Raw genomic sequence first — 26,842 nt, 5'->3', positions numbered from 1 at the left:
GGACCGAAGGCCGAAAAGCGGAAAATGCGTCCGACCGGGGCCGGACGCTCAATGCGCGGCCTCCTTAGCCAAATGATCGCGGTTTCGCAAGGCGTGCTGCCGCCGCCGCCTGGGCGACACACGAGCGCAGCATCGCGCCTGCGCTACTTCTTGGCAAATGCTGCTCGCTTCAGCCCAGCTGTGCTGTGCCTCTCCACAGGCGCGGATAGTCGACGACGAAGCCAACCGGCGAGACCTCCAGCATCTCATTGTAGCCGAACAGCGGGGCGGCATAGGCGTAGTGTGCCGCATCGACGCGCTGATAGGTCTGTTCCAGGCGAACGAGCCTGAGTTCGGGAAATGTCAGATAGGCTGTCGGGGCGGGCGTCGCCGTGCCGACATCGAGGGCAAAACGGCGGAGCGCCAAAAGGTTCGTAGCGGGCGTGAAGCCGAGATCGACATCGATGAGACCGTCGACTTCCACTTGGCGTTTGCCGTTCAGCGTCCATTGGCCGCCGGCAAGCAGTTCGATCTGGCAATGCAGCTCTTGCGTGCCGAGAAAGCCGTCGGCGCGCGCCGATCGTGTATGCCAGCCGGCATCGCAGTCCACCTCGTAGGCGATGCTGCACGGTTTGCCGTCCTGGACGAAAAGCGCATGTCCCCTGAGGTTCCGCCCCGAGCCCGATTCCGACAGCAGGCAAGCGTCGTGGCCTTCGAGATCGAGCCGGCACCAAAGAATGGAAGCTACCGTTTGCATCATTGTCCACTCCTTCGAACACGATGTCTCTGCTTCGTCCGCCAGAGCATGGGTGTTTCCTTCCGGCACACCGTCAACTGACATGTGCTGACATAAATGCAGCTGGCGAAAACGCAACGCTGGCGGGCATCACAGGCTACGCGCAGTCAGGCCGTGAATTTCGCGCCTTGACATTCGCAGCCTCGCGCCCGACTTCCTAGCGTCCGAGGAGACCACGCCATGCCAGAGCCCCGACGATCGACGATCGATGCCGGAGAGGTGGAACGCTTTTCCGCCCTTGCCGCCGAATGGTGGAACCCCAACGGCAAGTTCCGCCCGTTGCATAAGTTCAACCCGATCCGGCTTGCCTATGTCCGTGACCAGGTGGCGGCCCGCTTTGGCCGCGATCCGCGTGCGGCACGGCCGTTCGAAGGCCTGCGCTTCCTCGACATCGGCTGCGGCGGCGGGCTTTTGTGCGAGCCGATGGCGCGGCTTGGCGCCGAAGTGGTCGGCGCCGATGCCTCCGCCACCAATATCGAGGTAGCAAAACTGCATGCGGCGGAAGTCGGCGTGAGCGTTGATTACCGCGCCACGACCGCGGAAGACCTGGCCGACGCCGGCGAAAAATTCGATGTCATCCTCAACATGGAAGTGGTCGAGCATGTCGCCGACATCGACCTGTTCGTGGCCAAATGCGGCGAGATGGTCAAGCCTGGCGGCATCATGTTCGTCGCCACCATCAACCGCACGCTGAAGGCTCTTGGCCTGGCTATCATCGGCGCCGAATATGTACTGCGCTGGCTGCCCCGCGGCACCCACCAGTTCGGCAAGCTGGTGCGCCCCGAGGAGCTCGAAAAGGCGCTTGCCGGCGCCAGCCTGACCGTCATCGACCGCACCGGCGTCACCTATAACCCGCTCGCCGACCGCTGGCAGCGGTCGAAGGACATGGACGTCAACTACATGGTGCTGGCGGAGAAGGCATCCGTCTGAAACTTACGCCTTCTGGCTTTGCGCCTTGGTGGTGATGAACACGCCGGCGGTGATGATGACGGCACCAGCCCAGGTCAGCAATTGATAGCGCTCGTCGAGGAAGAGCGTCCCGGCAAACAGCCCGACCGCAGCCGCCACATAGCCGATCTGGCTGAGATAGACCGGGCCGCCGACCGCTTGCAGCCGGAAGAAGAAGGCGAACATCGCCGAGGCCGATGCCGCCTGTGCTGCAGCGACCAGCGGCACGCTGCCGAGCGAGCCGAATGCGTTGCCGCCCAGCAGAACCAGAATGCCGGCAAGCAGCATCGCGGCCGCTGCCAGATGGCTGCCGACGGCAAGCTCGATCGGGCCGGTGCCTTCGGGCCAGTCGATGGTGCGGTAGATGTTGCCGGCGGCAAGGCTGACGGGGATGAGCAGGCCCATCGCAACCCAGAAAAATTCGGCTGGCTGGCCCGCTTCGCCGCGCGTTACCGCCACCATGACCGCCCCGACGAAACCGACGGCAATGCCGACGACGCCCAGCGTGGTGGGGCGCCTGACCCCGAGCAGCATCGAGAACACCAGCGTGACGACCGGCGACAGCGTGAACATGATGCCGCTGTAGCCGGCGCCCAGATGCGGAATGGCCGAAAACATCAGCAGATTGGGGATAGCGTAGGAGACGGCCGCAGTGACCAAGAAATAGCGCAGCCTGTGCGGCGTAAGCCGGATGCGCTGCCCGTTGAGCAGCAATGCGCACAAAAGCACGCCGCCGGCACCGAGCGAGATGACGAAGGCCCAGATCATGGCGGGGACGCCGGCCGCCGTCGCGATTTTGCCGAACGGCAGCGTCAGGCCGAGCAGTCCGCCGGTGACGACTAGAAGGCCAAGCGCCGAGTCCCAGAGAAATTTCATCGCACCGTCCCGTCGCCTGTTCGCGGCCCTTGGCCAATACCACAAGCTGAGGTAAGATAATAGAAAGATTCTTCACGTTGAGATACATAACGGTGAGAGACATGGATCGCGCAGCAAAAGCGATCGAGCAATGGAAAAAGGAACGGCCGGATCTCGATGTCTCGCCGATGGCCGTGCTCGGACGGTTGAACGAGGCCGCCTCGCTGATCGCGCGAGAGCGGCTGGCGCCGCTGTTTGCACGTTACGGACTGCAATCCGGAGAGTTCGATGTGCTGGCGACGCTGCGTCGTTCCGGGTCTCCATACGCGCTGACGCCGACGGCTCTGTACGAGGCGACGATGGTGACGTCGGGCGCGATGACCAACCGCCTCGATCGGCTCGAGAAATCCGGCTTGATTCTGCGCGGGCCGCATCCGAACGATCGGCGCGGGATTGTCGTGCAGCTGACCGAAAAAGGTCTGGCGTTGATCGACGAGGCAATCGCCGCGCACGTTGCCAACGAGCACCAGATACTTTCAGGCCTGGCACGCCCAGAGCAGATCATGCTGGCACGCCTGCTCGAAAAATTGATCGCGAGCCTAGGCTAACCCAACCGGCCAAGAGGGCCGGCCGAGAGGGTGGAAAGCTCAAATCCTGGTCGCGGAACCTCGCTTGGGCCGGCGAACGGCTCTGACCTTGCCGCTGTTGCCGCCGCCACAAAAAAACTGGTCGCCGCCATCGGATTCGAGCCCTGACACGCCTGTTCCCGGCGGCATATCGAGCTTCTCCAGGACCTTTCCCGTTTCAGGATCGATCCGCCTAACATCACTCTCCTCACCCTCCCAGGTGCCATGCCACAGTTCGCCGTCGACCCAGCTGACCCCGGTGACGACGCGATTGGAAACGATGGTGCGAAGGATTGCCCCTGTCTCGGGATCGACCTGATGAATCTTTCGGCCCCGATGCTGCCCGACCCAGAGCGTTCCTTCGGCCCAGGCGAGCCCGGAGTCACCGCCATTGCCGGGCGCCGGGATCGTCGCCAGCACCTGGCCAGTCTTCGGATCGATCTTCTGGATGCGATCCTCGGCGATCTGATAGAGGTGCTGGCCGTCGAAGGCCGTCCCAGCGTGTGCCGCGACATCGATCGAGCGCACCACTTTGCCGCTCGCTGGATCGAAGGCATTCAATCTGTCGCCTGACGCAAACCAGACATGCTCGCCGTCGAAGGTAACGCCGTCCACGTGGTCGACACCCGGAAAGGGCCCGTATTCTCGGAGGATTTCGGCTGCGGATCGTTCCATGATTGTATCCTAGTAGCCCGGCAGTGGACCGGGGAGTAACAAGATTGTCGGGAAACCCGGCACCGGCGGGGTCATCCAGCGACGCGCTCGCCCGCGGCCGAACGACTGCACATTGCCGGCCTGGGCGAGCTGCTCGAGCGCCCGCTGCACGGTACGCGAACTGGCGCCAAGCGCAATCGCCAGGGCCGAACTCGACCAAGACTCGCCGTCGGCGAGGAAAGCGAGCACCGCGGCATGATCGTCCTCGACGGGCGGCGCCAGCACGACGACCTCGCCGGCGCGGCGCGGCGCCAGCGCAAAGCCCCGCTTCGTCGCGCTCACATCGGCCAAGCTCCGAAGCTCCGCGCGAAGCCGCCCGACTTCGACCCGTAACCGTGCGCGATGTGATTCGTCCGCGTCCTTTCCCCGGAAAGCGCGCGCGATAAGCGTCGATCTTGCCACGTCCCCCGGCCAGGCTTCGCCCAGCGCACGGGCCAGCGCGAACAGCACCGGGCGGGTCGCCAGCGAGACGACAGTGTCAGCGACCCGCACGACATTGCGGCATGCATCCACCACGAGCGCCTCCGACGCCAGGAGCGCTTCGACCTCGTCGAGCAGGAGGGGCCGTTCCTCGCCACGGGCGATAAGGCGTGCCGCCGGCGTGTCCAGCACCAGCGCTGCGCTCTCCACCTCCGCGATCAGCGCGGGAATGCCGGCCGCGCGCGCCGCCCGCGCCGCCACGCCAAGTGCGGCGCGCGCAGGACCGGTCCGCAAGCGGCGGATGGCGATGCCGGCGACAGCCAGTTCGTGGGCGGCCCGCGATGCGGGTGGCAGCGGCGAGGGATCAAAGCCGTCCAGCCTGCGCTCGGCTTCGTCGAGATGGCCGATCAAGAGCAGGCGCCGAACCTCGAGGTTGCGCGCATGCGCGGCGTTGACGCGGTCGCCATGCTTTTCAAGCGTCGCCCGCGCGGCGTCGAGTGCCTTGGCCGGCCAGGTGAGGTCGCGCGAGACGAGCGCGATCTCGGCCTCGGCGACGACACACCTCGCGCGGGCCACGGCCTCCCTCGGGCTGAATGCGCGCGCCGCCCTCTTGAGGAGAACCTTCGCTCGAACCAGGTCACCAAGCTGCGCCATCGCGATGCCTCTGAGCGCAAGCGCCGGCGCGTCGTCACGCAGCGCAACCCGCTTCAAGGCGCCGAGCGGATCGCCCGCCGCGAGCGCGTACGCCGCGGCCGTGATCAGCGAGTCCATCGGAATCCCGTCACACTTGTCACTCCCATGGCTTCGATATCCGGCGCTAAGTCCATCTCACCAACCCAGTCGTAGCGAGAACGGCCACTGTAGCCAACCTGAGTTGCGCCGCGATTGTGCACTGAGTTCGAACGCAACGATAAGCACTAGGAGAGACGCAATGAAAATCGAAGGTACAACTATCCTGGTAACTGGAGCCAATCGGGGCATCGGTCGGGCACTGGTCGAGGAAGCCCTGAGCAGAGGCGCGAAGCGCGTCTTTGCCGCAACCCGCAAACCCCTGGCCCACTCGGATCGGCGTGTTACGTCCCTGGCCATGGATGTAACGAACGCTGCGCAGATCCGGGAAGCCGTCGAGAAGATCGATGCTCTCGATATCCTCATCAACAACGCCGGCGTATCGCCCTTCGATGACCTCAGCGACCGTCGTGTGCTCGAACAACAGCTCGCCGTAAATCTCTTCGGCTCGTATGATGTGACTCAGGCTCTGCTGCCGTTGCTGGCTCGGTCCCGGGGAGCGATCGTCAACATTCTGTCGCTGGCCTCGATTGCCGCCGTGCCGTTCAGTCCGGCTTACTCGGTCTCGAAGGCGGCCTCATTCTCCCTGTCACAGTCGTTGCGCACCCTCTTGGCCGGACGGGGTGTCAGCGTCCACAGGGTCCTTCCTGGCCCGGTAGACACAGACATGACACGGGGTCTGGACATAGCGAAGGCCTCTCCGGAGTCTGTCGCACGGGCAATCCTGGACGGAGTGGAGAACGGCGAGGAGGAAATCTTCCCCGATCCCATGTCGGAGTCCGTGGCGGAAGGCTGGCGCAACAGTGCGGTCAAGGCGCTTGAACGCCAGTTTGCAGCATATGCGGAAGCAAGCCCGTCAAGCAGTAGGCATGAAAGAAGGAGCGAAACGATTACCCGCGAGGCCCATCCTTGCTGCTCGGCCTGAAACTACGAGCGCTTGTGCAGGGGACGGCAGCATCGCCGCCCGCGGCGCCCCCGGTCGGCTGTCGCTGGCGGCGGCGCCGACCTTCACGATCATGGCGCTGCCTGGCGGAGAGATGCCTCGTTATGTCCGGAGCAAGTTGACGGATCAGTTGCGGTCGTCGGGAAAGCTTGGAATCGGCAAGAACTCGACGCCGTCCTCGGCGAGGCTCTTGGCCTCCTCCAGCGTCGCCTCGCCATAGATGCCGCGCGGATCGCTTTCGCCGAAATGGATCTTGCGCGCTTCCTCGGCAAATTTGTCGCCGACATAATCGGCGTTTTCGCGCACCTTCTCCGCCATCGCCTTGAGCTGGGCCAGCGCCTGCTTTTGCGCCTCGCCCATGGCCAGCGCGATCTTTTCCTGGCTGCGCCCGGTCGAGACGGCGGGCGCCATCAGCGCCTTCTCGACCTTGTGCGAGCCGCAGGTCGGGCAGTCGACGAAGCCGCGCTTCTTCTGGGTGTCGAAATCGTCGTTACTGCGGAACCAGGCTTCGAATTCGTGCTCATGCTCGCAGATCAGGGAAAAGCGGATCAAGAGGCAGCACCCCTAAGACGCGGCGCCTCCGCCGAACCGGCGTTGACCGCAAAATCGCGTGCGTTCTTGAGGTTCGGTATCTTCTTGCGCGCGGCGACGGACTGCGCCGGGTCGATTTCGGCGACGATCACCGCCGGCTCGTCATGCGCCGCCTCGGCGATGACGCGCCCCCAGGGATCGACGATCAGCGAATGGCCATAGGTTTCGCGGCCGTCCTCGTGCAATCCGCCTTGCGCGGCGGCAACGACATAGGCGCCGTTCTCGATGGCGCGCGCCCTGAGCAGCACATGCCAATGCGCTTCTCCGGTCTGGCGGGTGAAGGCGGCGGGCACCGAAAGCAGATCGGCGCCGGCCAGCGCCTCGGCGCGGAACAGTTGCGGAAAGCGCAGATCGTAGCAAACCGCGAAGCCAAGCTTCGCAGCCTCGATTTCGGTGACGACGGCTTCCGTCCCCGGCTCATAAGCGGCGGATTCGCGCCAGCTCTCGCCATTGTCTAGATCGACGTCGAACATATGGATCTTGTCATAGACGGCAAGGATTGCGCCGTCCGGCCCGAACAAAAGCGCGCGGTTGGCGAGCTTGCCGTCGGCGCGCAGAATGGCGGTCGAGCCGATATGCAGGAAGATGCCGAGCTCTTTGGCCAGCTTCCGCGACGTCGAGACGATGATGTCCTTGTCCTCGGAGGTGAACGAGGCGGCCCGTGCTTGGCTGTCGCGGATCAGCGCGCCGGTCATTTCCGGGGTCTGGATATAGGTCGCGCCAAGGCCTGCCGCCTCGCGCACCAGCCGTTCCAGATCGACCGCATTGCGCTCCGGGCTGGTTCCCGAACGCATCTGGATCGCCGCCGCCTTGAAAGCACCCATGGTCATGTCCTTATCTGGTCGAGCCGTTGGCGAGCAATTTGTCCAGCCGTCCTTCCGCCTCCAATTCGTGGAGATCGTCGGAGCCGCCGACATGCGTACCGCCGACGAATATCTGCGGAAAGGTGGAACGGCCGTGGGCGCGGGAGATCATTTCCTGACGCAGTTCCGGCGAGAAGGAGGCATCGTGCTCGGTATAGGCGACACCCTTCCTGTCGAGCAGCCGCTTGGCCGCCGTGCAATAGCCGCACATCATCCGCGTGTAGATCGTCACATCGACCATCGGTCAGCAATCCTGCCTCGTTCCGCTGTCATATAGGCTATATAGGCGCCGATTCGTCTGCCCGAAAGTCCCCTGGCAGCACGCGTGCGAAGGTCAGTACGTCGACCGCGCCGGCACCGCCCTTCTTCAACGCCTTGGCGACCGCGCGGACGGTGGCGCCGGTGGTGTAGACGTCGTCGATCAGCAGCACCCGGCGGCCGGCGATTTCGATCTCCGCCTCATCCGGCACTTTGAATGCGGCGCGGACATTTTCCTCGCGTTCCGGCCGCTCCAGCCCGACCTGCTGGCGCGTGAGTTTTACGCGCTTGATGGCAGAAGGCGCGAAAGGCCGATCCCCGAGCTGCGCCACCGCCCGCGCCAGTTCCGCCGACTGGTTGAACTGCCGCCTGAAGAAACGTCGCCAGTGCAGCGGCACCGGTACGATCACGTCGGCCTCGGCGACGAGCTCGGCACCGGCGCGAAGCATCCAGCGCGCCATCCACGGCGCCAGATCGGTGCGGTCCTGGTATTTCAGCCCTTGCACCATCTGGCGGGCAACGCCGGAATAGGCGACCGCCGCCCGCGCGCGCTCGAAGGGGGCTGGTCGGCTATTGCCTCTGCCGACAGGAACCCCTCGCCCATATTGTGGGTGAACGGCGTGCCCATCACCGGGCACCACGGCCGTTCCAGCAGCCTGAGTTTCGGCCAGCAGGCGCCGCACAATACGCCCGGCTGCGAGACATGGCGACGGCAGCCGGCGCAGACCGGCGGGAACAAATGGCGCGCCGGCCAGCCCAATGCCTTTCGGGCAATGCTCTTGATCGCAATACGCTTGATCTCTGGCATCGGATCGGCCACGTGGTTGGTCCTCCGCATCACTATATCAGAGAGCGAAGAACAAGGACCTGCCCATTGCAGCCTGTAATCGACACTTCGCTCTGGCTGGCGCGCAAGCGCCGCGCACTGGCCCGTCCCATCGCCGGGGCGGATTTCCTCATGCGGCGGGCGGCCGAGGATCTTGCCGACCGGCTCGGCGCCGTCGAGCGTAGGTTCGGCAACGCAGCCTCATTGTTTTGCCAGATGCCGGCAGCAGTCGAGGTGCTCGCCGAAAGCGGGAAGGTGACGGAAATCGTGCGCGTGGAGGCCGACGCCGCTTTCCTGGATGGCCGGTCGGGACTGGTGGCGCCGCCGGAAACCGTGCCATTCGAGCCGGAAAGCCTCGATCTTGCGGTGTCGCTGCTGTCGCTGCAGGCGATGAACGACATTCCCGGCATGCTGGTGCAGATCCGCCGGGCGCTGAAGCCGGACGGGCTTTTCCTCGGCGCATTCGCCGGCACTGGGACGCTTTCCGAAATGCGCGAAAGCCTGCTTGCGGCCGAGACCGAGCTCTACGGCGGCGCCAGCCCGCGTGTCATCCCGTTCACCGACGTCCGCGACGCCGGCGCGCTCCTGCAGCGCGCCGGTCTGGCGCTACCGGTTGCCGACGTCGAGACGATCACCGTGCGCTACGATTCTCTGTTTGGCCTGATCGCCGATCTGCGCGCCATGGGCGAGACCAGCGCGCTCATCGACCGCAGCAGACGGCCGGGCACGCGAGCGCTGTTCGCGCGCGCCGCCGAAATCTATGCGGAGCGGTTTTCGGACGCCGATGGCCGCGTCAGGGCGAGTTTCTCGATGGTCTGGATGTCAGGCTGGGCGCCCGATGCCTCTCAGCAAAAGCCGCTGAAGCCGGGCTCCGCAAAAATATCGCTGAAGACGATCCTGGAAAATCCCGGCGGCCCGTAAGCGGATTACTGCGCAAAAGCGTTGGCAAGCCTGCTGCTATTGTCGCTGAACAGCCACTCGATCGCGCCGGCAGCCCGGCCGATGCCAGTGACAATGGCAAGCGACAGCACGGCAACGATCAGACCATATTCGATAGCCGTCGCACCCCTCTCGTCTTCTAAAAATCGTTGCAGCAAGATTTTCATGGGCGCCGATCCCTCTTGCCGCAACCTAGCGTCGACCCCTTAAGAAAGGTTAACGCGACAGGCTTAACGGGCAGTGAAACAGCTGCATTCTCGAGATCTGTCGACGAACGTCAGCAGTCGCCGCTGCTTCTGCCATTGGTGCGTATCATACAGATCGAACTGGGCAGCGGCTGCAGCACACTCTTGCGCAGCGTGTAGCTGTCGCGCTTGCCGATCGAGCCGGTGCTCATCGTGTCAAGACCGCTGGTAAAGCTATCGCGGGCAGATTGCGACCGGGTTCGGCTGTCGAGGTAGGGTGTCGCGATCAAGGCCAGAGCCACCGCGGCCGAGCCGAACAGCAGGGTGATGCGCAATATTCCCATGCCGGCATTAGCGGCGCCAGGAAGGCGGTCGGGCCAAGGCGAGTCCCAGTCCTTGTCGAGGCTCATGCAATCGCTCCCCAGCGGTGGAATCGGCGTAACCGCCTTGTGTCAATTTTTCACGGCCAGATAAATCTTTCATTAACGCTGCTGATATCGCGTCGCGGAGATGCCCGGTTTACAGGAGGTCGACCGTTACAGCAGATCGATGAGGAACTGGATCAGCGGGGCATCGGCCGGCGGCATTGGAAAATCGCGCATCTGGCGCGGCCGCACCCATTTCAGCACCTGCCCTTCCTTCGGCTGCGCAATGCCGCGGAAGCGACGGCAGACGAACAGCGGCATCAGCAGGTGAAAATCATCGTAGGAATGGCTGGCAAAGGTCAGCGGCGCCAGGCAAGGGATATCGGTCTCGATGCCGATCTCCTCGTACAGTTCGCGGATCAGGCATTGTTCCGGCGTCTCGCCGGGCTCGACCTTGCCGCCCGGAAACTCCCACAGGCCGGCGAGCTGCTTGCCTTCGGGCCGCTGCGCCAAAAGCACGCGTCCGTCGGCATCGACCAGCGCGCACGCGGCGACCAGGAGCAGGCGCTTGCCGACCGTGCTCGAACCGCTCATGCGCCGGATGGCCGGCGATAGTGATAGCGATAGACTTCGTCGAATCCGAGCGAGCGGTAAAGCGCCAGCGCCGGCGCGTTGTCCGCCTCGACTTGCAGCCAGGCTTCCCGCGCCCCGCGCAACCGCGCCCATTTCAGCGCCGACCGGATGAGGTGGCGGCCATGGCCCTGGTTGCGCACCGATCTGTCGGTGGCGATCTCGAACAGTCCGGCAAGGTCGCCGTCATGCACGCAGATCAACGTTGCCAGCGGCTCGCTGCCGTCCTCCAGCGCAAACAGCCCGGCCTCCGGCTGGATGGCGCCGACGATTTCCGACAGGCCTGGCCGCAGCGACACATCCGAACCGCTCACCTTGAGCGCCGCGCCGATGAAACGGCTGATGTCCTTCAACGGAATCTGGTCCATGGCATCGTCGAGCGCGGCGTCCGCCAGCGGCAGCCGCATGACCAGCGACTCGGCGAATGTGCTCCAGCCCTCGCTGTCGAGGTACTTTGAAAGATCAGGCCCCGACAGCGGCGAGATGCGAAAGGTCAGCGGCCTGCCATAGGCGTCGAAGCGGCGGCTGGCGCGACCGATGCGCTCGGCAATGTGCTGGATGTCGCCCGGATCGAGCGGATTGACCGAATTCAGCCGCTTGGCCGGATGGCCGGCCGTCAGCCGCACCACCCAGGTGCCGTCATAATGGACGGCGGCCGCAGGCCAGGCGCGAAAGCCCGCCGCCTCATAGCGGCGCACGATCGCCAACACGCTTGCCGGATGTCTGGAAGCCAACGTCATCAGCTCCGATAATCGCCATTGATGGCGACATATTCCTTGGTGAGATCGCAGGTCCACACCGTCGCCTTGCCGCGGCCGATGCCGATATCGGCGCGGATGCGGATCTCGTCGCGCTTCATATACGCCGAAGTCGCCTCTTCGGAATAGGCCGCGTCGCGCTCGCCCTGATACGCCAGACGGTTGTCGCCGAACCAGATCGACAAAAGGTCGCGGTCGGCCGGTTCACCGGCCATGCCGCCGGCCATGACGACACGGCCCCAATTGGCGTCCTCGCCGGCGACTGCCGTCTTGACCAGCGGCGAATTGGCGATCGACAGCGCGATGCGCTTGGCCGAGCGGGCCGATTTGGCCCCGGTGACGGTGACCTCGACCTGCTTGCGGGCGCCCTCGCCGTCGCGCACCACCTGCAGTGCCAGCGATTTCAGCACCTTGCCGAGGGCACGGCGGAACGCACCGAGGCGCGCATCCTTGGGGTCGGAAATTGCCGGCGCGCCGCGCCTGGCGGCAGCACCTGTGGCGAAGATCAGCAGCGTGTCGCTGGTCGAGGTGTCGCTGTCGACGGTCACCGCGTTGAAGGTCTTGGCCGTGCCGCGCGACAAAAGATCCTGCAGCACCGGTGCTGCGATCGGCGCATCGGTGGCGATGAAGGAAAGCATCGTCGCCATGTCGGGCGCGATCATGCCGGCGCCCTTGGCGATGCCGTTGATGGTGACATCGGCATCGCCGAGCTTGACCGTTGCGGTCGCCAGTTTGGGGTAGGTATCCGTGGTCATGATCGCCTTGGCGGCCTCGGTCCACAATTCCGGCCTGCCGTCCTTGACCAGCCCGGCCAGCAGATGGCTGAACTTGCCGGTGTCGAGCGGTTCGCCGATGACGCCGGTCGAGGCCAGAAACACCTCGCCCGCGGTGCAGCCGGCAGCCTTCGCCGCCGCCTCGCCCGTGAGTGCCGTCGAGGCGCGGCCTTTCTGGCCGGTAAAGGCATTGGCATTGCCGGAATTGACGACCAGCACCCGCGCCTTGCCCGCCGTGAGATTCTGCCGGCAGAAGTCGACCGGCGCCGACGGGCATTTCGACCTGGTGAACACGCCGGCGACGGAGGTGCCGGCGTCGAACACCATGGCCAGCAGGTCGGTGCGGTTCTTGTATTTTATGCCTGCCTCGGCGGTGGCGATGCGTGCGCCCTCGATGGCCGGCATCTTGGGATATTTCTTCGGCGCGAGCGGCGAAACCTGTGCGGACATGGAAGACCCCGGGGCGGGAAAAATCGCGAAAGGAACGCCGGTTTGCCCGATAGCGCGCGCCGGCGCAAGGCGTTTTCACAGCCGTTACGGGTGCCGGACGCCTGACACTGCCTCATGCCGCAAGCAAGGCTGTTGCAAATTTGTTGGGATCGCTGCGGCCGATAGCGCTATGGTCCTGCCCATGGGCAGGCGTGTGGTCTTGGCACTGGCGTTTCTAGGCTTTCTGCTGTTGCGGGCGGATGCGCAGACGGCGCGGCGCGTGGCGCTTGTGGTCGGCAACGGCAGCTACGCCGAAGCCGGCACGCTGGCCAATCCCGTCAACGATGCGCTCGACATTGCCGACAAGCTGCGCGCCATCGGTTTCGAGGTGATCGAAGGCAACGATCTCGGCAAGCGCGAGCTCGAACGCAAGATCGGCGAATTCTCCGATGCGCTGCAAGGCGCCGGTGCCGGGCTGTTCTACTATGCCGGCCACGGCCTGCAGGTCGACGGACGCAACTTCATCGTGCCGGTCGACGCCAGGCTGGATATGCCGGTCAAACTGCAGCTCGAGGCGGTACCGATCGACGAGGTCCTCGACATTATGGAGCAGCAGACCAAGGTCAGCCTGGTCTTCCTCGATGCCTGCCGCAACAACCCGTTTGCCCGAAGTCTCAGCCGCAGCGCCACGACCCGGTCGGCGACGGCCCTCGCCGGCCTTGCCCAGTTCGAGTCGACGCGCGGTTCGTTCATCGCCTTCTCGACGGCGCCCGGCGCTGTCGCAATGGACGGGACGGGGCGCAACTCGCCCTTCGCCGCCGCGCTTTTGCGGCATATGGCCGAGCCTGGCCAAAGCATCAACGACATGATGATCGCGGTGCGCCGCGACGTCGTTTCTGAAACGCGCGAGGCGCAGCGTCCCTGGGAGCAGGGATCTCTGCTCGAGCGTTTCGAATTCGTGCCGGGCGGAGACACTGCCCAGCAACCGAAACCGACCGTCAGCCCGGCGCCCGCGTCTGAGGTCGCAGCGCTCGAGCGCTCCGTCGGCGACAGGAGCGCCATCGAGAAATTCCTGCGCGACGACTATCTGGCGCCTGATGCCAGGGCGATGCGCGAGACCGTCAAGCGGCTTTACGGCTCGTCCGCCACCATCTACGGCACCCGCTACGACAGCGAGGCCATCGTCAAGGTCAAGACCGACTGGTTCGCACAATGGGCGTCGTGGTCGTTCGATCTCGAGCCCGGCAGCCTTGAGGTGACGCCGCACGGCAAGGACCGCGCCGATGCGGTTTTCGCAATGAGCTACGACTATGTGCCGAAGGACAAATCGGCGCAGCGCCTGACCGGCAAGGCACGGGTGACGCTGGAACTCGTCATGACTGACGGCGAGTGGCGCGTTGCGTCGGAAACGTCGCAAGCGCTGAAATGACCATCACCGGACGGCTGGGTTGATGAACCCGCGAAAAGCCCGCTGCACGCCCGGAATCAGTCCCCAGATCATGATCGAGACCATCAGCGGCGCGATGACCAGCGTGCGCTGCCAGATCTGCCATTCCTCGGTCAGCGGAAAGATCACGTACAGAATGGCAGTGATCAGCGGGTAGACGCCGAGCAGCACCAGCAGGGCGAAGCGCAGGCGCGAAAAACGCGTGGCGGCGGTCGATGTCATTGCTGTTCTCCTTATCGTTACGGAACGTTCCGTTATATAAAACGGATCGTTTCGTTTCGTCAAGAGGCCGTGTATGATGGCTATTGAAAATCATGGGCAAGGAGGATGAGATGGACGAAACCGCTGATCCGGGTCGCAGGTCGGTCGGCGCACGGCGCAGCCCCGAGAGCGCCGACGCCATTCTCGACGCCGCCGAGGCAGTGCTGGTCGAAGCCGGCTATTCCGGCTTCTCGATCGAGGCGGTGGCGCGGCGGGCGCGCGCGGGAAAACCAACGATCTATCGCTGGTGGCCAAGCAAGGCCGCCCTGCTGCTCGACGTTTATCAACGGCAAAAGCGCGTCGACAATCCCGATACCGGGAACCTGGAGGAGGATCTCGTCGGCTTCCTGAAGAGCTTGTTCGCGCACTGGCACGACACATCGTCGGGCAGCGTGTTCAGATCGCTGATCGCCGAGGCACAGTCGGATGAAAACGCCGCCGCCGCCCTTGCCGAATACGCGAGAGGGCGTCGTGCCCATACCGGCCAGATGGTCGAACGCGCCAAGGCAAGGGGGGAAGCGGCTGCCGACGTCGATGCCACTGTCGTCGCCGACCTGATCGCCTCGTTTGCCTGGACCCATCTTCTGACAGACCGCCTGGACGAGGACGAAGCGACCTTACGCAAGGCGGTCCGCTATGTCTTGAAAGGCATAGTCGCTGACGATGCCGGCGACGCCACGGCGGTCCGGCGGAGGCGTCGACGCGTCATCGGTCGCGCCCCCAGGTAGAGCGACAGGGCGGCAACGCGCCCTGTCGTAGCTCAATCTGCGGACTGGGCTCAGCCCGCAGGCCGGCCTACTTGGCACTTTCCAGTGCGTCGACCGTCTTCTTCAGGTTCGCATCGGGGATGTCGACCTTGGCGTTGGCGCGCAGCGACTTGACCAGCGCGAAATACTTGTCGCGGATGACCGCCTGGCGCGCCTGGTCCTTGACCTCGTCGAAGGCCGGCGGCTGCTTGGTGCGCTTGTCCTCGACCTTGATGACGTGCCAGCCGAACTGCGACTGCACCGGCTGCTCGGTATATTTGCCGACCGCCAGCACAAACACAGCTTTGTCGAATTCCGGCACCATCTGGCCGGGCCCGAACCAGCCGAGATCGCCGCCGCTGGTCTTGCCGCTCGGATCGCTGGTGTGCTCGTTGGCGAGCTTCTGGAAATCGGCGCCGCCATCGAGCTGCTTGATGATGGCGTCTGCCTCTTCCTTCGTCTTCACGAGGATGTGACGGGCGTGCACCTCATTGGTGGGCGGCGTATTGGCGATTTCCTGGTCGTAGCGGGCGCGGACCTCGGCATCGGTGACCTTGTTGACGACGCCCTTTTCGACCATTTCGCCATGCAGCGCGCGCTGCTGCAGGAACGCCATGCGGCGCTGGAACTCGGGATCCTTGTCGAGGCCGGTGGTCACCGCCTGAGCCGCCATCACCCGGATTTCGATCGCCGCCGACAGCGCCGCGGCGCGACGTTGCTCGGGCGGAAGCTGCGCGAACTGCTGCGACAGCTCGCCCTCGGCAAGCCCAAGGTCTGCCTCGGTCAGCGTCTGGCCGTTGATGGTGGCGACCACGGCGTTCGGATCGACCGGCTTGGCCGCCGGGGCGGGTGCTGCCGGCTGGGGAGGGGCGGCTTCCTGCGCCATCAACGGCGACAGCGAGAGGGCCGACAGCCCGAATGCCAGACCAAGGCTGGCGAGCGACGCGCGGCGGAACAATACGGACATTACGATTATCTCCAAAGCGGGGTAGCTAGAACGGAATGGCTTCCAGACCAGCAGGATTGTGGCGGAATTTGGCGCGCTCGACAGGGCGAGCGCGGCGTTGACATCGAATGAGCCCCCTCTTATCTGTCCAACGACTTTGCGTCCAGAACCGTTTTCCGGGCGCTTTTTGCGTTTGTCCGCGTTCATGTGGATTTGATGGGGCCGGCCGGCACCCGTCGCAATGACTTGGAAGCTATCGAAAGGACCATTGGATGGTCAGTCTCGGCGGTCTCGCCCGTAAGGTTTTCGGCTCCTCCAACGATCGTCGGGTCAAATCGACCCGGCCGCGCGTCGAGGCGATCAATGCCATGGAAAACGAGATGCAGGCGCTTTCCGACGCCGAGCTTCAGGCCCGCACGGACAAATTCCGCCAGGACATCGCCAACGGCGCCAGCCTCGACGACCTCCTGGTGCCGGCCTTCGCCACCGTGCGTGAAGCCGCCCGCCGCGTGCTCGGCATGCGCCCGTTCGACGTGCAGCTGATCGGCGGCATGGTGCTGCACAATGGCGGCATTGCCGAGATGCGCACCGGCGAAGGCAAGACGCTGGTGGCGACGCTGCCGGTCTATCTCAACGCACTCGCCGGCAATGGCGTTCATGTCGTCACCGTCAATGACTATCTGGCCACGCGCGACTCCGAATGGATGGGCCGCGTCTACAAATTCCTCGGCTTCAAGGTCGGCGTCATCGTCCATGGCCTGTCCGACGAGGAGCGCCGGGTCGCCTACGCCGCCGACGTCACCTACGCCACCAACAACGAACTCGGCTTCGACTATCTGCGCGACAACATGAAATACGAGCGCGCCCAGATGGTGCAGCGCGGCCACAGCTACGCGATCGTCGACGAGGTCGATTCGATCCTGGTCGACGAAGCGCGCACGCCGCTGATCATTTCCGGTCCGCTCGAGGACCGTTCGGAAATGTACAACACCATCGATACCTTCATCATCCAGCTGCAACCGCAGGACTACGAGATCGACGAGAAGCAGAAAACCTCGATCTTCACCGAGGAAGGCACCGAGAAGCTGGAGAACATGCTGCGCGATGCCGGCCTGCTCAAGGGCGAGTCGCTCTACGACGTCGAGAACGTCGCCATCGTCCACCACGTCAACAACGCGCTGAAGGCGCACCGGCTGTTCCAGAAGGACAAGGACTATATTGTCCGCAACGGCGAGATCGTCATCATCGACGAGTTCACCGGCCGCATGATGCCCGGCCGCCGCTATTCGGAGGGCCTGCACCAGGCGCTCGAAGCCAAGGAGCATGTGGCGATCCAGCCGGAGAACCAGACGCTCGCCTCGGTCACCTTCCAGAACTATTTCCGCCTCTACAAGAAGCTCGCCGGCATGACCGGCACGGCGCTGACCGAGGCCGAGGAATTCGCCAACATCTATAATCTCGACGTCACCGAGATCCCGACCAATCTGCCGGTCATCCGCATTGACGAGGACGACGAGGTCTACCGGACGGTCGAGGAGAAATACAAGGCGATCGTCAAGGAGATCAAGGAAGCCCGCGCCAAGGGCCAGCCGACGCTGGTCGGCACCACCTCGATTGAAAAGTCGGAGCAATTGGCCGAGCGCCTGCGCAAGGAAGGTTTTAAGGATTTCGAGGTGCTGAACGCCCGCCACCATGAGCGCGAGGCGGCGATCGTCGCCCAGGCCGGCAAACCCGGCGCCATCACCATCGCCACCAACATGGCCGGCCGCGGCACCGACATCCAGCTCGGCGGCAATGCCGACATGCGCATCGCCGACGAGCTTGGCGACATGCCGGCCGGCCCCGAGCGCGAGGCCAAGGAAAAGGAAATCCGCGACGACATCGCCCGGCTGAAGGAAAAGGCGCTCGCCGCCGGCGGTCTTTACGTGCTCGCCACCGAACGCCATGAATCGCGCCGCATCGACAATCAGTTGCGCGGCCGCTCGGGCCGCCAGGGCGACCCCGGCCGGTCAAAATTCTTCCTGTCGCTGCAGGACGATCTGATGCGCATCTTCGGCTCCGAGCGCATGGACGGCATGCTGCAGAAGCTCGGCCTCAAGGAAGACGAGGCGATCATCCACCCCTGGATCAACAAGGCGCTGGAAAAGGCGCAAAAGAAGGTCGAGGCCCGCAACTTCGACATCCGCAAGAACCTGTTGAAATATGACGACGTCTCGAACGACCAGCGCAAGGTGGTGTTCGAGCAGCGCATCGAGCTGATGGACGGCGAAGGCCTGTCCGAGACCATCACCGAGATGCGCGAGGGCGTCATCGAGGAGGTCGTCGCCAAGAACATCCCCGAAAACGCCTATGCCGAGCAGTGGAACGTCGCCGGCCTCAAGGCCGAGATCGCCGAATTCCTCAATCTCGATTTGCCGATCGAGGACTGGGTCAAGGAAGAAGGCATTGCCGAGGACGACATCCGCGAGCGCATCAGCCAAGCCGCCGACGCCGCCGCCAGGGAGCGCGCCGAGCGCTTCGGTCCCGACGTGATGACCTATGTCGAGCGTTCGGTGGTGCTGCAGACGCTCGATCATCTGTGGCGCGAGCACATCGTCAATCTCGACCATCTGCGCTCGGTCGTCGGCTTCCGCGGCTATGCCCAGCGCGATCCGCTGCAGGAGTACAAGGGCGAGGCGTTCGAGCTGTTCCAGGCAATGCTGGGCAATCTGCGCCAGGCCGTCACCGCGCAATTGATGCGCGTCGAACTGGTCCGCCAGGCGGCCGACGCGCCGCCGCCCGAAGCCCCCGACATGTTCGGCAGCCATATCGACGGCTTCACCGGCGAGGACGATTTCGACGGCGGCGAGACCGCACTTCTGGTCCGCCAGGAGACCAACGCCACCGTCGCCCCCGAAGACCGCGACCCGAACAACCCGGCGACCTGGGGCAAGGTCGGCCGCAACGAGGCCTGCCCCTGTGGTTCAGGGAAGAAGTACAAGCATTGTCATGGGGCGTTTGCGTAAAGCACCCACTCCCCTTCTCCCCGTCATACGGGGAGAAGGTGCCCGAAGGGCGGATGAGGGCCGGCGCCAGCGTTGGCGATTAGCCAATCTCCCCACCTGAGGGGGAGATGGCCGGCACGCCAGAGAGGGGCGCTGTCCCGCCGACACCAAAATACGTGTTTCAGTTTGAAATCTAATAGCCGGGTGACGCACGCGCTGAGGTCCGCGCTGCATAAGATCGGAAGCTGCTTAAGTGGGTAAAGACACTACTTCGATTCAATAACCCCGTTCGAGGTCGATTTTGTTGGACAGCGGCTCTCCTCTTGCAACTTGACCGCAGAGATCGGCGACCTGGTCGATTCCAGAATCCACCCAGAAGCTCGCGACATGAGGTGTGATGGTCACCCTGGGATGAGTCCACAAGGGCGATGAAGCCTCCAGCGGTTCACGCTCAAACACGTCAAGACAAGCACCAGAAAGCTGACCTTCGTCGAGAGCGCGGATCAGGTCGGCTTCGTTGACATGCGCGCCCCTGCCGACATTCACAAGGTAGGCACCTCGCTTCATTTTTCCAAAGGCACTGGAGTTCAGTATCCCACGAGTGTCACCAGTCAGGGGCAGTGAACAGATAACGTAGTCCCGACTTGTGAGTGCGTCCGCAAGCTGGGCACGGCCAAAGTAACTGTGTATACCAGGAAGCGTCTTTTGATGACGAGACCAGACTGCTGTGTCGTAGCCCAAGTCCGCAAACAGCTTTGCGGCCCAGCCACCGATCCGGCCCGCACCCAGCACAACAATTCTTGTCTCGGAGATCTTCCGCGGCGCGATCGGATTCCACAACTTGCGGGCTTGTAGACTCACGTAATCCGCAACATGCCGTTGCTGACAGAGAACGCGAAGGACGATGTACTGCACCACTTCCGAAGCCTGCTCACGCGTTGCGAGCCTGATGAGCTGAACACTCTTGGGAAAGCTCTGAAGATCAATACCCTCGACACCGGCTCCCAAATAGACGACGGCGCTTAGCCCCGTCATGGCATCAAAAAAGCCAGGACTGGCGCCCTTGTCGATCAGCACAATATCTATGTCACTTTTGTTCCCGGCGTCTGGCCAAAGCCTGAACTCCAGCTGCGGCACACGGGTTTTCAGCTCAGCAGCCCATACTTGTGCATCAATGTAGTCAGGATACTCATTGACCATCAGAACGGTAATGGGCTCGCCTAACACTTCGCCCCTCCCAGATTCAGGTAATCAGGCATCCACCGGATTACCGGTCTGTTGAGACTGAGGTTTGCGCAAACTGGCACCAGTTGCAAGACCAGACCCCGGCAAAAATGGCGTTGGTGATCCGCCAAAGCCGTGATGTCTGCCCGTTGCTGGCCGAGGATGTCGATTTCGCTTTCCTCAAGGCATAGCTCTCCCCTGGATTTGCTGGAACGCATGCAACCGGGCCGGTCACGCCGGTGACGGATGGGGCGATGGCCGGAGTTCCGCGATCAGCCGCAGGATGTCGGTGAAGAGTTGCCTCGGGATAGCGACCTCCGCATCTGGAAGGCGACATAACGCCCATGGCTGATAACCTCGGCACCGATCTTGATGAGCTTCTTTGTGAGCTGGTCAGTGGTGCCAGAACATCCTTCCTGTTGTCGGCACTGTGGACGTTGCCGGGACGCAGGGCACGGCGTTCGAGGTCACCTAACTGGTTGAATTCCACGCATCCCTCTTCTGGGATAGAGATTCTTGCAAAAGCCTATTTCGGCAGATGCTGCGATCAGGTTGATCGATATTTTTTCACTGGAGGCTATGAGAGAACCAGAAAACACCTAATCTGTGCTTTTCTTATATGGGCCACGCTTGCCTGGCTTTGGTGCTATGGCGCCCATCTTTTTGCAAATATCGTCCATTGATCAGAGAGTTTGCGAAAGACCGTTCACCTTACAATATGAAGCGCGGGCCTCCCTGTTTGACCTCCCGCGCCATGGGGGCCGAGCATTTTTGAACCGTACATACGCTCAAACTCGGCCTCAGAAATGTACAGCGCTTTCGCCAATTCCCTATCAGAATATCCCAATACATTCTTGTGGTAATCCACAAGCTTATTTACCTTAATCGGATATTCCTTGGGAGGTTCATACGGTTCATTCTTTCTATATCCAAGCTTGCTCATCTGTATAAAGAACGATTTCTTTTGATATGGCGTTACATAGTTCAAACGGTCTGCCCTCATGACTATGGAGGACATTGAGACCTTCCAATATTTCTTCATATTGGCAATTTGTCGGAATTCAAATTTGGTCAACTGAGACCGAATGGATTTCGCCGGCAAAAGGAATGCCCCGGCAAACTGGTCGGCTTCTTGTTCCATGACCTCATCATCCAAAAATGTGGTCGTATGCAAAACCATGTGCGCAAGTTCGTGGCAGAGGGTATGCCGTATCCGATCTGCGGGAGCATTTATGTTCACGAAGAATAGTACCGGAAGGCCATCAATCCGCTGGCTGACAGCGTCGATCAAGTCGCTATCAAAATTACATGGGATCACGATGCCTCCGTGGTCCTCGATCAAAGCGGTAACATTTTCAACGGGACCATCCGGCAGCATCCAGGCTTCGCGCAAGTGCCGAGCAGCATCTTCAATGCTGAAAGCGCGAGAAGTCGAGCCCTGATATTCATCCCGATCAATCTCCGGAATGAAGCCGTTCGTTTTGACACCACCGGATTTTAGGAGGATGCCGAGTTGGATGCGGCGGATATTCATTTCCGCGATCATCTTGTCGAGCGGCTTTTGGCCGAGCTTTTTCCGCCTTCTGTAATGGAAGGGCGGCATGCCGTACGGGCGGCCAGTCTCGAAAAAGAAATCGGGCTCATAGCCGAGGGTGCCGGCAAGGGCGACCACAAAGTCCTCTGGCGCAGCCATCAAGCCGGCCTCGATTTTTGAAATCGTGCCTTGGGCCACGCCCATCCTGTCGGCAAGCACAGACTGATTAATCCCGCGAGAATCGCGAGCGAGCGCCATCATGTGGCGATTAAAAAGTTCAATCTGCTGCATTTTAGAACCGGCGCTGCCGGGTAACCTCATGCCAAGCAGTTTCGTCGGCTGCTCTCGATTCAAACGGAACAATCGCTGCACACCACATCGCGCCCTTATTCGTTGGCAACGATATCTGCGACCGCATGAACCCCGTGCCAGTGGCGTCAAGAAGATAGCCGGCGGTCAGCCTCGTTGGCATGGGGGTCAGCCCAGGCAGTTCGTCACCGTCATCAAATGCAACGGCTTGGGGTGTTGGATAGTTGGACGACACGCCATCTTCGTCCGTCTTCTTAAAACGTATGACTGAATTGGCGGTCTCAATTAGCCATAGATTTTGCCCCCGGATTTCCATGTGCCGGACATTTGGCAAGTCATCCAGAGTTCTGTGAGCTTCCGCCAAAGTGTGCCGAAAGGTGCAGTGAGCCTGAGTGCTGGCGTCGTGGTCCAAGACAATCTCAGGCGCATAACGCTCATAGGTCGTGTGGCCATGCCGCAGGATGGCGTCGATACAGTCCAGATATGGCGACAGCCGATCCATGATGATGCCGATATCAATTTCCACGGGCCAATCTCTCCTGCCTGATTCTGTTTGGCAGGATACATCACCGCGCGACGAAAATGAAGAAAATTATTCCGAAAATTATTCCTAGCGCCTACCCATCGCTTTTCCGCAGCCTTTTTGGCGATCTCAGCGCGACGCTCTGGCGTCATATTCTCGGCCCGCTTCTTGCCGCCTTTCGCGCCCCGCGCTTTCGCGGCAGGTCTTTGCCGTCACGTCGTCGGCTTCCTCGTCAGTGGCAATGCGCATGACGCGAACGGCATTGCCGATGTTGCGGCGGAGCGCTTCTGGCCTTTAGGTCCGGTTGGCATTCCTAGTTCTCCGCATGGCTAAAGACGACAGCGCCGTTGTCCTTACGAACTTCAACGGACACGATTCCATCGTCTCCCTTTCGGGTTTGGAACATGGAGGTTGCATGATCTTTCGCGGTCTTCTCGTCGTCGAAGATCACCTTGTCGACGATGCCCTGCCTTCCATACCAGATGACAGTGTAGACCATTGTTGCTGCCATGCGTTCCGCTAAGCATATAGGCGTTTATGGGGCAAACGAGATAGGCGTTTCCGCGTATTTCAAACTGAGACACTACCGAGCAGGGTGAAGAGTTGCGCGAATATGAAGCAGCGCGCCCGCCCCTCATCCGCCTGCCGGCACCTTCTCCCCGTACAGAGACGGGGCGAAGGGCTCCCCCACCCAACCGTTTCTTAATGTGTTTTCGCTACACCCAGCCCCTGTAAATTGGCGGAAAACGGAGAGTATTGGGTGCGCTTTTCCGCGGCGACGACAGCCGGGCGGTTCCTGCCGCAGCGCCTTGCGCTGCGCATGAGGCCGCTGCTTGGCCTGATCGATGCCGTGCTGTTCACCGCCGGCGAGCGCGGCGAGGCCGGCCGCATGTCGCTGATCGCCTTTTCGGTCCGCATCGTCAGCGCCGTCATCGCCTTCGTCAGCCAGGTCTTGATGGCGCGCTGGATGGGCTCGTTCGAATACGGCATTTTCGTCCTCGTCTGGGTGACCATGGTCATCGTCGGCAATCTCGCCTGCCTCGGTTTCCACACCTCGGTCATCCGCTTCATACCCGAATATCGCGAGCGCGGCATGATGGCCGAATTGCGCGGCATCGTGCGGGCCAGCCGGCTGTTCGTGCTGATTGCCTCCACGGCGATCGCCGGCCTCGGCGCGCTCGCCGTCTGGCTGCTGTCGCCCTTTATCGAAGCCTATTATGTCGTGCCGTTCATCCTCGGCATCATCTGCCTGCCGATGATTGCCATGTCCGACCTTCTGCAAGGGCTGGCGCGGGCCAATTCCTGGGCGCTGTTTGCGCTGTCGCCGACATTCCTGGTGCGGCCGGTGCTGATCCTGGCGTTCATGGCGCTGATGCTGCTGGTGGGCTATGCGCCCGACGCCAGAACGGCGATCTTCGCGGCGATCGCCGCCACCTATGCCACCACGCTCGGTCAGCTCGTCGGCGTGACGTCGCGCATGGACAAAAGGATCCCGGCCGGGCCGATGAAGCTGCATTTCGGCCAATGGTTCATCGTGTCGCTGCCGATCTTCCTGGTCGAGAGCTTCTTCTTCCTGCTCACCAATGCCGACGTGCTGATGGTCGGCGCCTATCTCGATCCCAACGACGTCGCCGTCTATTTCGCCACGGTCAAGACGCTGGCGCTGGTGCATTTCGTCTATTTCGCGGTCAAGGCCGGCGTCGCCCAGCGCTATGCGCAGTTCACCCATGGCGAGCCGCAGAAGCTCGCCGCCTTTGCCCGCGAGACGGTGTCGTGGACCTTCTGGCCGTCGCTGGCGATGGCGCTGCTGGTGCTGGCGCTGGGCGAGCCGATGCTGACCTTGTTCGGTCCCGAATTTTCCGCCGGCTATCCGCTGCTGTTTTTGCTGGTGTTCGGCGTCGTCGCGCGGGCCGCCGTCGGCCCCTGCGAAAGCCTGCTCACCATGAGCGGCAACCAGAATATCTGCGCCGCCGTCTACGCCATGACGCTGGCCTTCAACATCGCCCTCAACGTCGTGCTGATCCCGCTCTTCGGCCTGTGGGGCGCGGCGATGGCCACCGCTTTCGCCATGATCTTCGAGGCGAGCGCGCTGTCCTTCACGGTCTGGCGCAAGCTCGGCATCGTCATGGTCATTTTCGTACCCGCCAAAGGAGCCGCCTGATGGCTGCCGTCCCCTTGCTCGAGGAAACCAGCGGTGGCCCGGCCGGCGCCATGGTGTCCGGCCTGGCCGGGCTTGCCCGCGAAGCCGATCCCGCCCATATCGAGATCCTCGCCAACAACCGGCCCGAGCGCAAGCTCGCCATCTATCCGGCCTCCGCCGGCTTCGACCTGGTCGAGGAGCTCGACTATCTCTGCACCCGCACGATCGAGCCCAATGTCTTCTTCAATCCGCGCTTCCTGGCGCCGGCAATGCCCAGGCTGGAGGACCGCGAGGTGCGGCTGGCCGTCATCCGCGACGGCGACCAGTATCGCAACCGGCTGCGCCTGCTGGTGCCGTTCTCGGTCGAGCGGCCGGCGATGCCGCTCGGCGTTCCCGTCATGCGCACCTGGTCAAGCCCGTTCGGCCCGATCGGCACGCCGCTGGTCGACCGCGACGATCCGATCGGCGTCATCGAGGATTTCTTCTCGATGCTGTCGCGGCCGCATCTCAAGCTGCCGAAAGTCTTCGTGCTGCCCGATATTCGGCTGGACGGCCCGGTGGCGAGCCTGCTCGCCAGCGTCGCCGAGACGCGCGGCCTGACGCTGGTCACCACCGGCAAGGCCGACCGCCCGGTGCTCGAAAGCGCGCTCGACGGCGAAGACTATCTGAAAACCTCGCTGCGCGCGCACCATTATCGCGAATTCCGCCGCCTGAAGCGCCGCCTCGCCGACCTCGGCCGGCTGGAACATCATGTTGCACGGGGGCCGGACGAGATCCGCCATGCCATCGAAAATTTCCTGACGCTGGAAGCTGCCGGCTGGAAAGGCCGCGAGCGCACCGCCATGGCCATCGACCGCTACCGCGCCGCCTTCGCCCGCGAGGCGGTGCATCGGCTGGCCGAGCAGGATCTCTGCCGCATCCATTCGCTGACGCTCGACGGCCGCACCATCGCCTGCCTGGTCGTCTTCGTCGAGGCCGGCGTCGCCTACACCTGGAAGACCGCCTATGACGAGACGCTCGCCGCCTATTCGCCGGGCACGCTGCTGATGATCGAGGTGACCAGGCAGCATCTCGACGACCCAAACATCATGATGACCGATTCCTGCGCCGTGCCCGACCATCCGGTGATGAGCCGGCTGTGGACGGAACGCAAGCCGATGGGCACGCTGGTGATCGGGCTGACGCCGGATGCTGACCGCCCCGCCCGCCAGGCAGCCTCGCAGCTTCACCTCTACCGCGAGACCCGCAACATGGCCCGCCTGCTGCGCAACCGGATGAAGAGCCTGTTACGGCGGCGGTAGGAGTATTCGCCTAAATCGCGTCTGCCGGCGCGAAGAAGCAGTTTTCGTGTTCTTCGGTCGGATGAAGGCAGATGTGAAAATTGTCGTCGCCGGAGGGAATTACGCTATCGTAGGGGACAAAATATCGGTCCTGATGAGTGACCTTCTAATGGTCGCCTGGCCGCAAAACGATCACATAGCCATCTGGCCGCGGTGTGACGGTTATGCTGGGAATCTTGCCGCACTCTCCTGTCAGCGGATCGCCGTGACAGCAGGCCGGTGGATAGGTCCAACCGCCATCGGAACTATGCGCAAATGCCGAAACACTCCCAAGTGCTGCAGCCGTGGCGATCACGCCTGCCAAGCTGGCCTCCATCCATCGTTTTCCGACCGCGTGCACCCGAACGGCTCCAAACGCCAATGACACTTGTGGCAATCATATATCATTAGCGCACACTAATATAGTGAAGCGGGCGTTTCCCGATACCCTTTCGAGGCGTAGGCAATGCTGCTTCCCGGCTGCGGCCAAATCAATGTCCAGCAAAATAACGCCGAGGCCCAACCTGTTCTGGTTTCTGTCCGTCTGGGGTCTTCCCGCGCCATGGGCTGGGCCTGCTCGGGCCTAGGTCGTCAGGGTTAATTCTCCCGATCAGCGGAAAGGATTAGCATCGACGCAGTCCCAATAGGGATGAGGCGATCAATTTCGGCCGCGCGTAGCATCATTGCCGCCTCGGTCTTGCACGGCCAGAAGAAAAAATCTG

The 26,842-nt window shown here is 62.8% G+C and carries 29 protein-coding genes and 2 pseudogenes; 11 read left to right on the top strand and 20 right to left on the bottom strand.

The genetic code is table 11. The features are described from left to right. Window positions 1–169: 169 nt before the first annotated feature. Entirely contained in the window at window positions 170–739 is a 570-nt protein-coding gene (locus tag NKJ08_RS05275) for a putative glycolipid-binding domain-containing protein (protein WP_352777102.1), read from the bottom strand. Window positions 740–955: 216 nt separating this feature from the next. Here NKJ08_RS05275 and ubiG point away from each other — a divergent pair, with 216 nt between their 5' ends. Next, window positions 956–1,705, top strand: coding sequence for a bifunctional 2-polyprenyl-6-hydroxyphenol methylase/3-demethylubiquinol 3-O-methyltransferase UbiG (gene ubiG, locus NKJ08_RS05270; RefSeq protein ID WP_352525029.1), 750 nt, complete (start codon window positions 956–958; stop codon window positions 1,703–1,705). Between the two features lie 3 nt (window positions 1,706–1,708). Here the strand turns inward: ubiG and NKJ08_RS05265 are convergent, their stop codons facing one another. Next, window positions 1,709–2,599 carry a DMT family transporter gene (locus tag NKJ08_RS05265; protein ID WP_352525028.1) on the bottom strand — a complete coding sequence of 297 codons (891 nt, stop codon included), beginning with the start codon at window positions 2,597–2,599 and terminating at the stop codon, window positions 1,709–1,711. A gap of 101 nt (window positions 2,600–2,700) precedes the next feature. On the opposite strand from NKJ08_RS05265, the gene NKJ08_RS05260 reads away from it, so the two are divergent. Further along, the gene (locus NKJ08_RS05260; RefSeq protein ID WP_352525026.1) at window positions 2,701–3,186 is read left to right on the top strand and encodes a MarR family winged helix-turn-helix transcriptional regulator; all 486 of its coding nucleotides are present in this window, start codon (window positions 2,701–2,703) and stop codon (window positions 3,184–3,186) included. Between the two features lie 39 nt (window positions 3,187–3,225). Here NKJ08_RS05260 and NKJ08_RS05255 read toward each other — a convergent pair whose 3' ends face one another. After that, window positions 3,226–3,879, bottom strand: a complete 654-nt coding sequence (locus NKJ08_RS05255) for a Vgb family protein (protein ID WP_352525024.1) — start codon at window positions 3,877–3,879, stop codon at window positions 3,226–3,228. 9 nt (window positions 3,880–3,888) lie between these two features. After that, window positions 3,889–5,109, bottom strand: coding sequence for a helix-turn-helix domain-containing protein (locus NKJ08_RS05250; RefSeq protein WP_352525023.1), 1,221 nt, complete (start codon window positions 5,107–5,109; stop codon window positions 3,889–3,891). Between the two features lie 160 nt (window positions 5,110–5,269). On the opposite strand from NKJ08_RS05250, the gene NKJ08_RS05245 reads away from it, so the two are divergent. Then, a complete protein-coding gene (locus NKJ08_RS05245) occupies window positions 5,270–6,052 on the top strand; it encodes an SDR family NAD(P)-dependent oxidoreductase (protein WP_352777107.1) in 783 nt (260 codons plus the stop codon). 144 nt (window positions 6,053–6,196) lie between these two features. Here the strand turns inward: NKJ08_RS05245 and NKJ08_RS05240 are convergent, their stop codons facing one another. The 4 genes and pseudogenes from NKJ08_RS05240 to NKJ08_RS05225 all read right to left on the bottom strand — a co-directional run bounded on the left by NKJ08_RS05240 (window position 6,197) and on the right by NKJ08_RS05225 (window position 8,602). Then, entirely contained in the window at window positions 6,197–6,622 is a 426-nt protein-coding gene (locus NKJ08_RS05240) for a DUF1178 family protein (RefSeq protein ID WP_352525020.1), read from the bottom strand. Continuing rightward, window positions 6,619–7,485 carry a carbon-nitrogen hydrolase family protein gene (locus tag NKJ08_RS05235; protein WP_352525018.1) on the bottom strand — a complete coding sequence of 289 codons (867 nt, stop codon included), beginning with the start codon at window positions 7,483–7,485 and terminating at the stop codon, window positions 6,619–6,621. The genes NKJ08_RS05240 and NKJ08_RS05235 overlap by 4 nt, the downstream gene beginning before the upstream one ends. A 10-nt stretch (window positions 7,486–7,495) precedes the next feature. After that, on the bottom strand, window positions 7,496–7,765 hold the full coding sequence (gene grxC, locus NKJ08_RS05230) for a glutaredoxin 3 (RefSeq protein ID WP_352525016.1): 270 nt from the start codon (window positions 7,763–7,765) through the stop codon (window positions 7,496–7,498). A gap of 37 nt (window positions 7,766–7,802) precedes the next feature. Continuing rightward, window positions 7,803–8,602 (bottom strand): annotated as a pseudogene (locus tag NKJ08_RS05225) (ComF family protein). Between the two features lie 54 nt (window positions 8,603–8,656). Here NKJ08_RS05225 and NKJ08_RS05220 point away from each other — a divergent pair. Next, a complete protein-coding gene (locus tag NKJ08_RS05220; RefSeq protein WP_352781513.1) occupies window positions 8,657–9,529 on the top strand; it encodes a class I SAM-dependent methyltransferase in 873 nt (290 codons plus the stop codon). 5 nt (window positions 9,530–9,534) lie between these two features. On the opposite strand, the gene NKJ08_RS05215 is transcribed toward NKJ08_RS05220, so the two are convergent. The 5 genes from NKJ08_RS05215 to argJ form a co-directional block, all read right to left on the bottom strand. Next, entirely contained in the window at window positions 9,535–9,714 is a 180-nt protein-coding gene (locus NKJ08_RS05215; protein WP_352525013.1) for a Flp family type IVb pilin, read from the bottom strand. Window positions 9,715–9,824: 110 nt separating this feature from the next. Then, a complete protein-coding gene (locus NKJ08_RS05210; RefSeq protein ID WP_352525012.1) occupies window positions 9,825–10,142 on the bottom strand; it encodes a hypothetical protein in 318 nt (105 codons plus the stop codon). Between the two features lie 126 nt (window positions 10,143–10,268). Further along, the gene (locus NKJ08_RS05205) at window positions 10,269–10,691 is read right to left on the bottom strand and encodes a (deoxy)nucleoside triphosphate pyrophosphohydrolase (RefSeq protein ID WP_352525011.1); all 423 of its coding nucleotides are present in this window, start codon (window positions 10,689–10,691) and stop codon (window positions 10,269–10,271) included. Further along, window positions 10,688–11,467 carry a GNAT family N-acetyltransferase gene (locus tag NKJ08_RS05200; protein WP_352525009.1) on the bottom strand — a complete coding sequence of 260 codons (780 nt, stop codon included), beginning with the start codon at window positions 11,465–11,467 and terminating at the stop codon, window positions 10,688–10,690. The genes NKJ08_RS05205 and NKJ08_RS05200 overlap by 4 nt, the downstream gene beginning before the upstream one ends. Further along, complete coding sequence (gene argJ, locus NKJ08_RS05195) at window positions 11,467–12,708, bottom strand: bifunctional glutamate N-acetyltransferase/amino-acid acetyltransferase ArgJ (RefSeq protein WP_352781512.1); 1,242 nt, start codon at window positions 12,706–12,708, stop codon at window positions 11,467–11,469. Before argJ ends, NKJ08_RS05200 begins: the two co-directional genes overlap by 1 nt. A 193-nt stretch (window positions 12,709–12,901) precedes the next feature. Here argJ and NKJ08_RS05190 point away from each other — a divergent pair, with 193 nt between their 5' ends. Then, a complete protein-coding gene (locus tag NKJ08_RS05190; protein ID WP_352525215.1) occupies window positions 12,902–14,116 on the top strand; it encodes a caspase family protein in 1,215 nt (404 codons plus the stop codon). A gap of 3 nt (window positions 14,117–14,119) precedes the next feature. Here NKJ08_RS05190 and NKJ08_RS05185 read toward each other — a convergent pair whose 3' ends face one another. Beyond that, entirely contained in the window at window positions 14,120–14,356 is a 237-nt protein-coding gene (locus tag NKJ08_RS05185) for a putative antibiotic biosynthesis monooxygenase (RefSeq protein WP_352525007.1), read from the bottom strand. 110 nt (window positions 14,357–14,466) lie between these two features. Here NKJ08_RS05185 and NKJ08_RS05180 point away from each other — a divergent pair, with 110 nt between their 5' ends. Further along, window positions 14,467–15,123: a TetR/AcrR family transcriptional regulator gene (locus NKJ08_RS05180; protein WP_352525005.1), complete on the top strand. Its 657-nt coding sequence runs from the start codon at window positions 14,467–14,469 to the stop codon at window positions 15,121–15,123. A 67-nt stretch (window positions 15,124–15,190) separates the two neighbouring features. On the opposite strand, the gene NKJ08_RS05175 is transcribed toward NKJ08_RS05180, so the two are convergent. Then, window positions 15,191–16,108, bottom strand: coding sequence for a peptidylprolyl isomerase (locus tag NKJ08_RS05175; protein ID WP_352525003.1), 918 nt, complete (start codon window positions 16,106–16,108; stop codon window positions 15,191–15,193). 251 nt (window positions 16,109–16,359) lie between these two features. On the opposite strand from NKJ08_RS05175, the gene secA reads away from it, so the two are divergent. Further along, window positions 16,360–19,092 (top strand): preprotein translocase subunit SecA, encoded by a 2,733-nt coding sequence (gene secA, locus NKJ08_RS05170; protein ID WP_352525002.1) that lies wholly within the window; start codon window positions 16,360–16,362, stop codon window positions 19,090–19,092. Between the two features lie 255 nt (window positions 19,093–19,347). On the opposite strand, the gene NKJ08_RS05165 is transcribed toward secA, so the two are convergent. Both NKJ08_RS05165 and NKJ08_RS05160 read right to left on the bottom strand, forming a co-directional pair. Beyond that, complete coding sequence (locus tag NKJ08_RS05165) at window positions 19,348–20,298, bottom strand: 2-hydroxyacid dehydrogenase (protein WP_352780379.1); 951 nt, start codon at window positions 20,296–20,298, stop codon at window positions 19,348–19,350. Between the two features lie 228 nt (window positions 20,299–20,526). After that, a pseudogene (locus NKJ08_RS05160) lies at window positions 20,527–20,684 on the bottom strand (IS1380-like element ISCARN79 family transposase); the annotation flags it as partial. Between NKJ08_RS05160 and NKJ08_RS05155 the strand changes: the two are divergent. Continuing rightward, the gene (locus tag NKJ08_RS05155) at window positions 20,640–20,978 is read left to right on the top strand and encodes a hypothetical protein (RefSeq protein ID WP_352525227.1); all 339 of its coding nucleotides are present in this window, start codon (window positions 20,640–20,642) and stop codon (window positions 20,976–20,978) included. The pseudogene NKJ08_RS05160 and the gene NKJ08_RS05155 overlap by 45 nt on opposite strands. Before the next feature lie 23 nt (window positions 20,979–21,001). Here the strand turns inward: NKJ08_RS05155 and NKJ08_RS05150 are convergent, their stop codons facing one another. Both NKJ08_RS05150 and NKJ08_RS05145 read right to left on the bottom strand, forming a co-directional pair. Then, window positions 21,002–22,120, bottom strand: coding sequence for a helix-turn-helix domain-containing protein (locus NKJ08_RS05150; RefSeq protein ID WP_352524998.1), 1,119 nt, complete (start codon window positions 22,118–22,120; stop codon window positions 21,002–21,004). Window position 22,121: 1 nt separating this feature from the next. Continuing rightward, entirely contained in the window at window positions 22,122–22,664 is a 543-nt protein-coding gene (locus NKJ08_RS05145) for a hypothetical protein (protein WP_352524997.1), read from the bottom strand. Window positions 22,665–22,720: 56 nt separating this feature from the next. Between NKJ08_RS05145 and NKJ08_RS05140 the strand changes: the two genes are divergently transcribed. Continuing rightward, window positions 22,721–22,912, top strand: a complete 192-nt coding sequence (locus NKJ08_RS05140) for a hypothetical protein (RefSeq protein ID WP_352524995.1) — start codon at window positions 22,721–22,723, stop codon at window positions 22,910–22,912. Window positions 22,913–22,974: 62 nt separating this feature from the next. Here NKJ08_RS05140 and NKJ08_RS05135 read toward each other — a convergent pair whose 3' ends face one another. After that, window positions 22,975–23,160: a hypothetical protein gene (locus NKJ08_RS05135; RefSeq protein ID WP_031194557.1), complete on the bottom strand. Its 186-nt coding sequence runs from the start codon at window positions 23,158–23,160 to the stop codon at window positions 22,975–22,977. A 261-nt stretch (window positions 23,161–23,421) separates the two neighbouring features. On the opposite strand from NKJ08_RS05135, the gene NKJ08_RS05130 reads away from it, so the two are divergent. Beyond that, window positions 23,422–24,822 carry a lipopolysaccharide biosynthesis protein gene (locus NKJ08_RS05130; protein WP_352780377.1) on the top strand — a complete coding sequence of 467 codons (1,401 nt, stop codon included), beginning with the start codon at window positions 23,422–23,424 and terminating at the stop codon, window positions 24,820–24,822. Continuing rightward, window positions 24,822–26,102, top strand: coding sequence for a GNAT family N-acetyltransferase (locus tag NKJ08_RS05125; protein ID WP_352524991.1), 1,281 nt, complete (start codon window positions 24,822–24,824; stop codon window positions 26,100–26,102). Before NKJ08_RS05130 ends, NKJ08_RS05125 begins: the two co-directional genes overlap by 1 nt. The last annotated feature ends 740 nt before the right edge of the window (window positions 26,103–26,842 follow it).

Origin of the sequence: Mesorhizobium sp. M0244 (assembly GCF_040321795.1) — a bacterium.
GTDB lineage: Bacteria > Pseudomonadota > Alphaproteobacteria > Rhizobiales > Rhizobiaceae > Mesorhizobium.
Note: the sequence above shows the minus strand (reverse complement) of the source record. Positions and strands in the feature narration are given on the sequence as shown.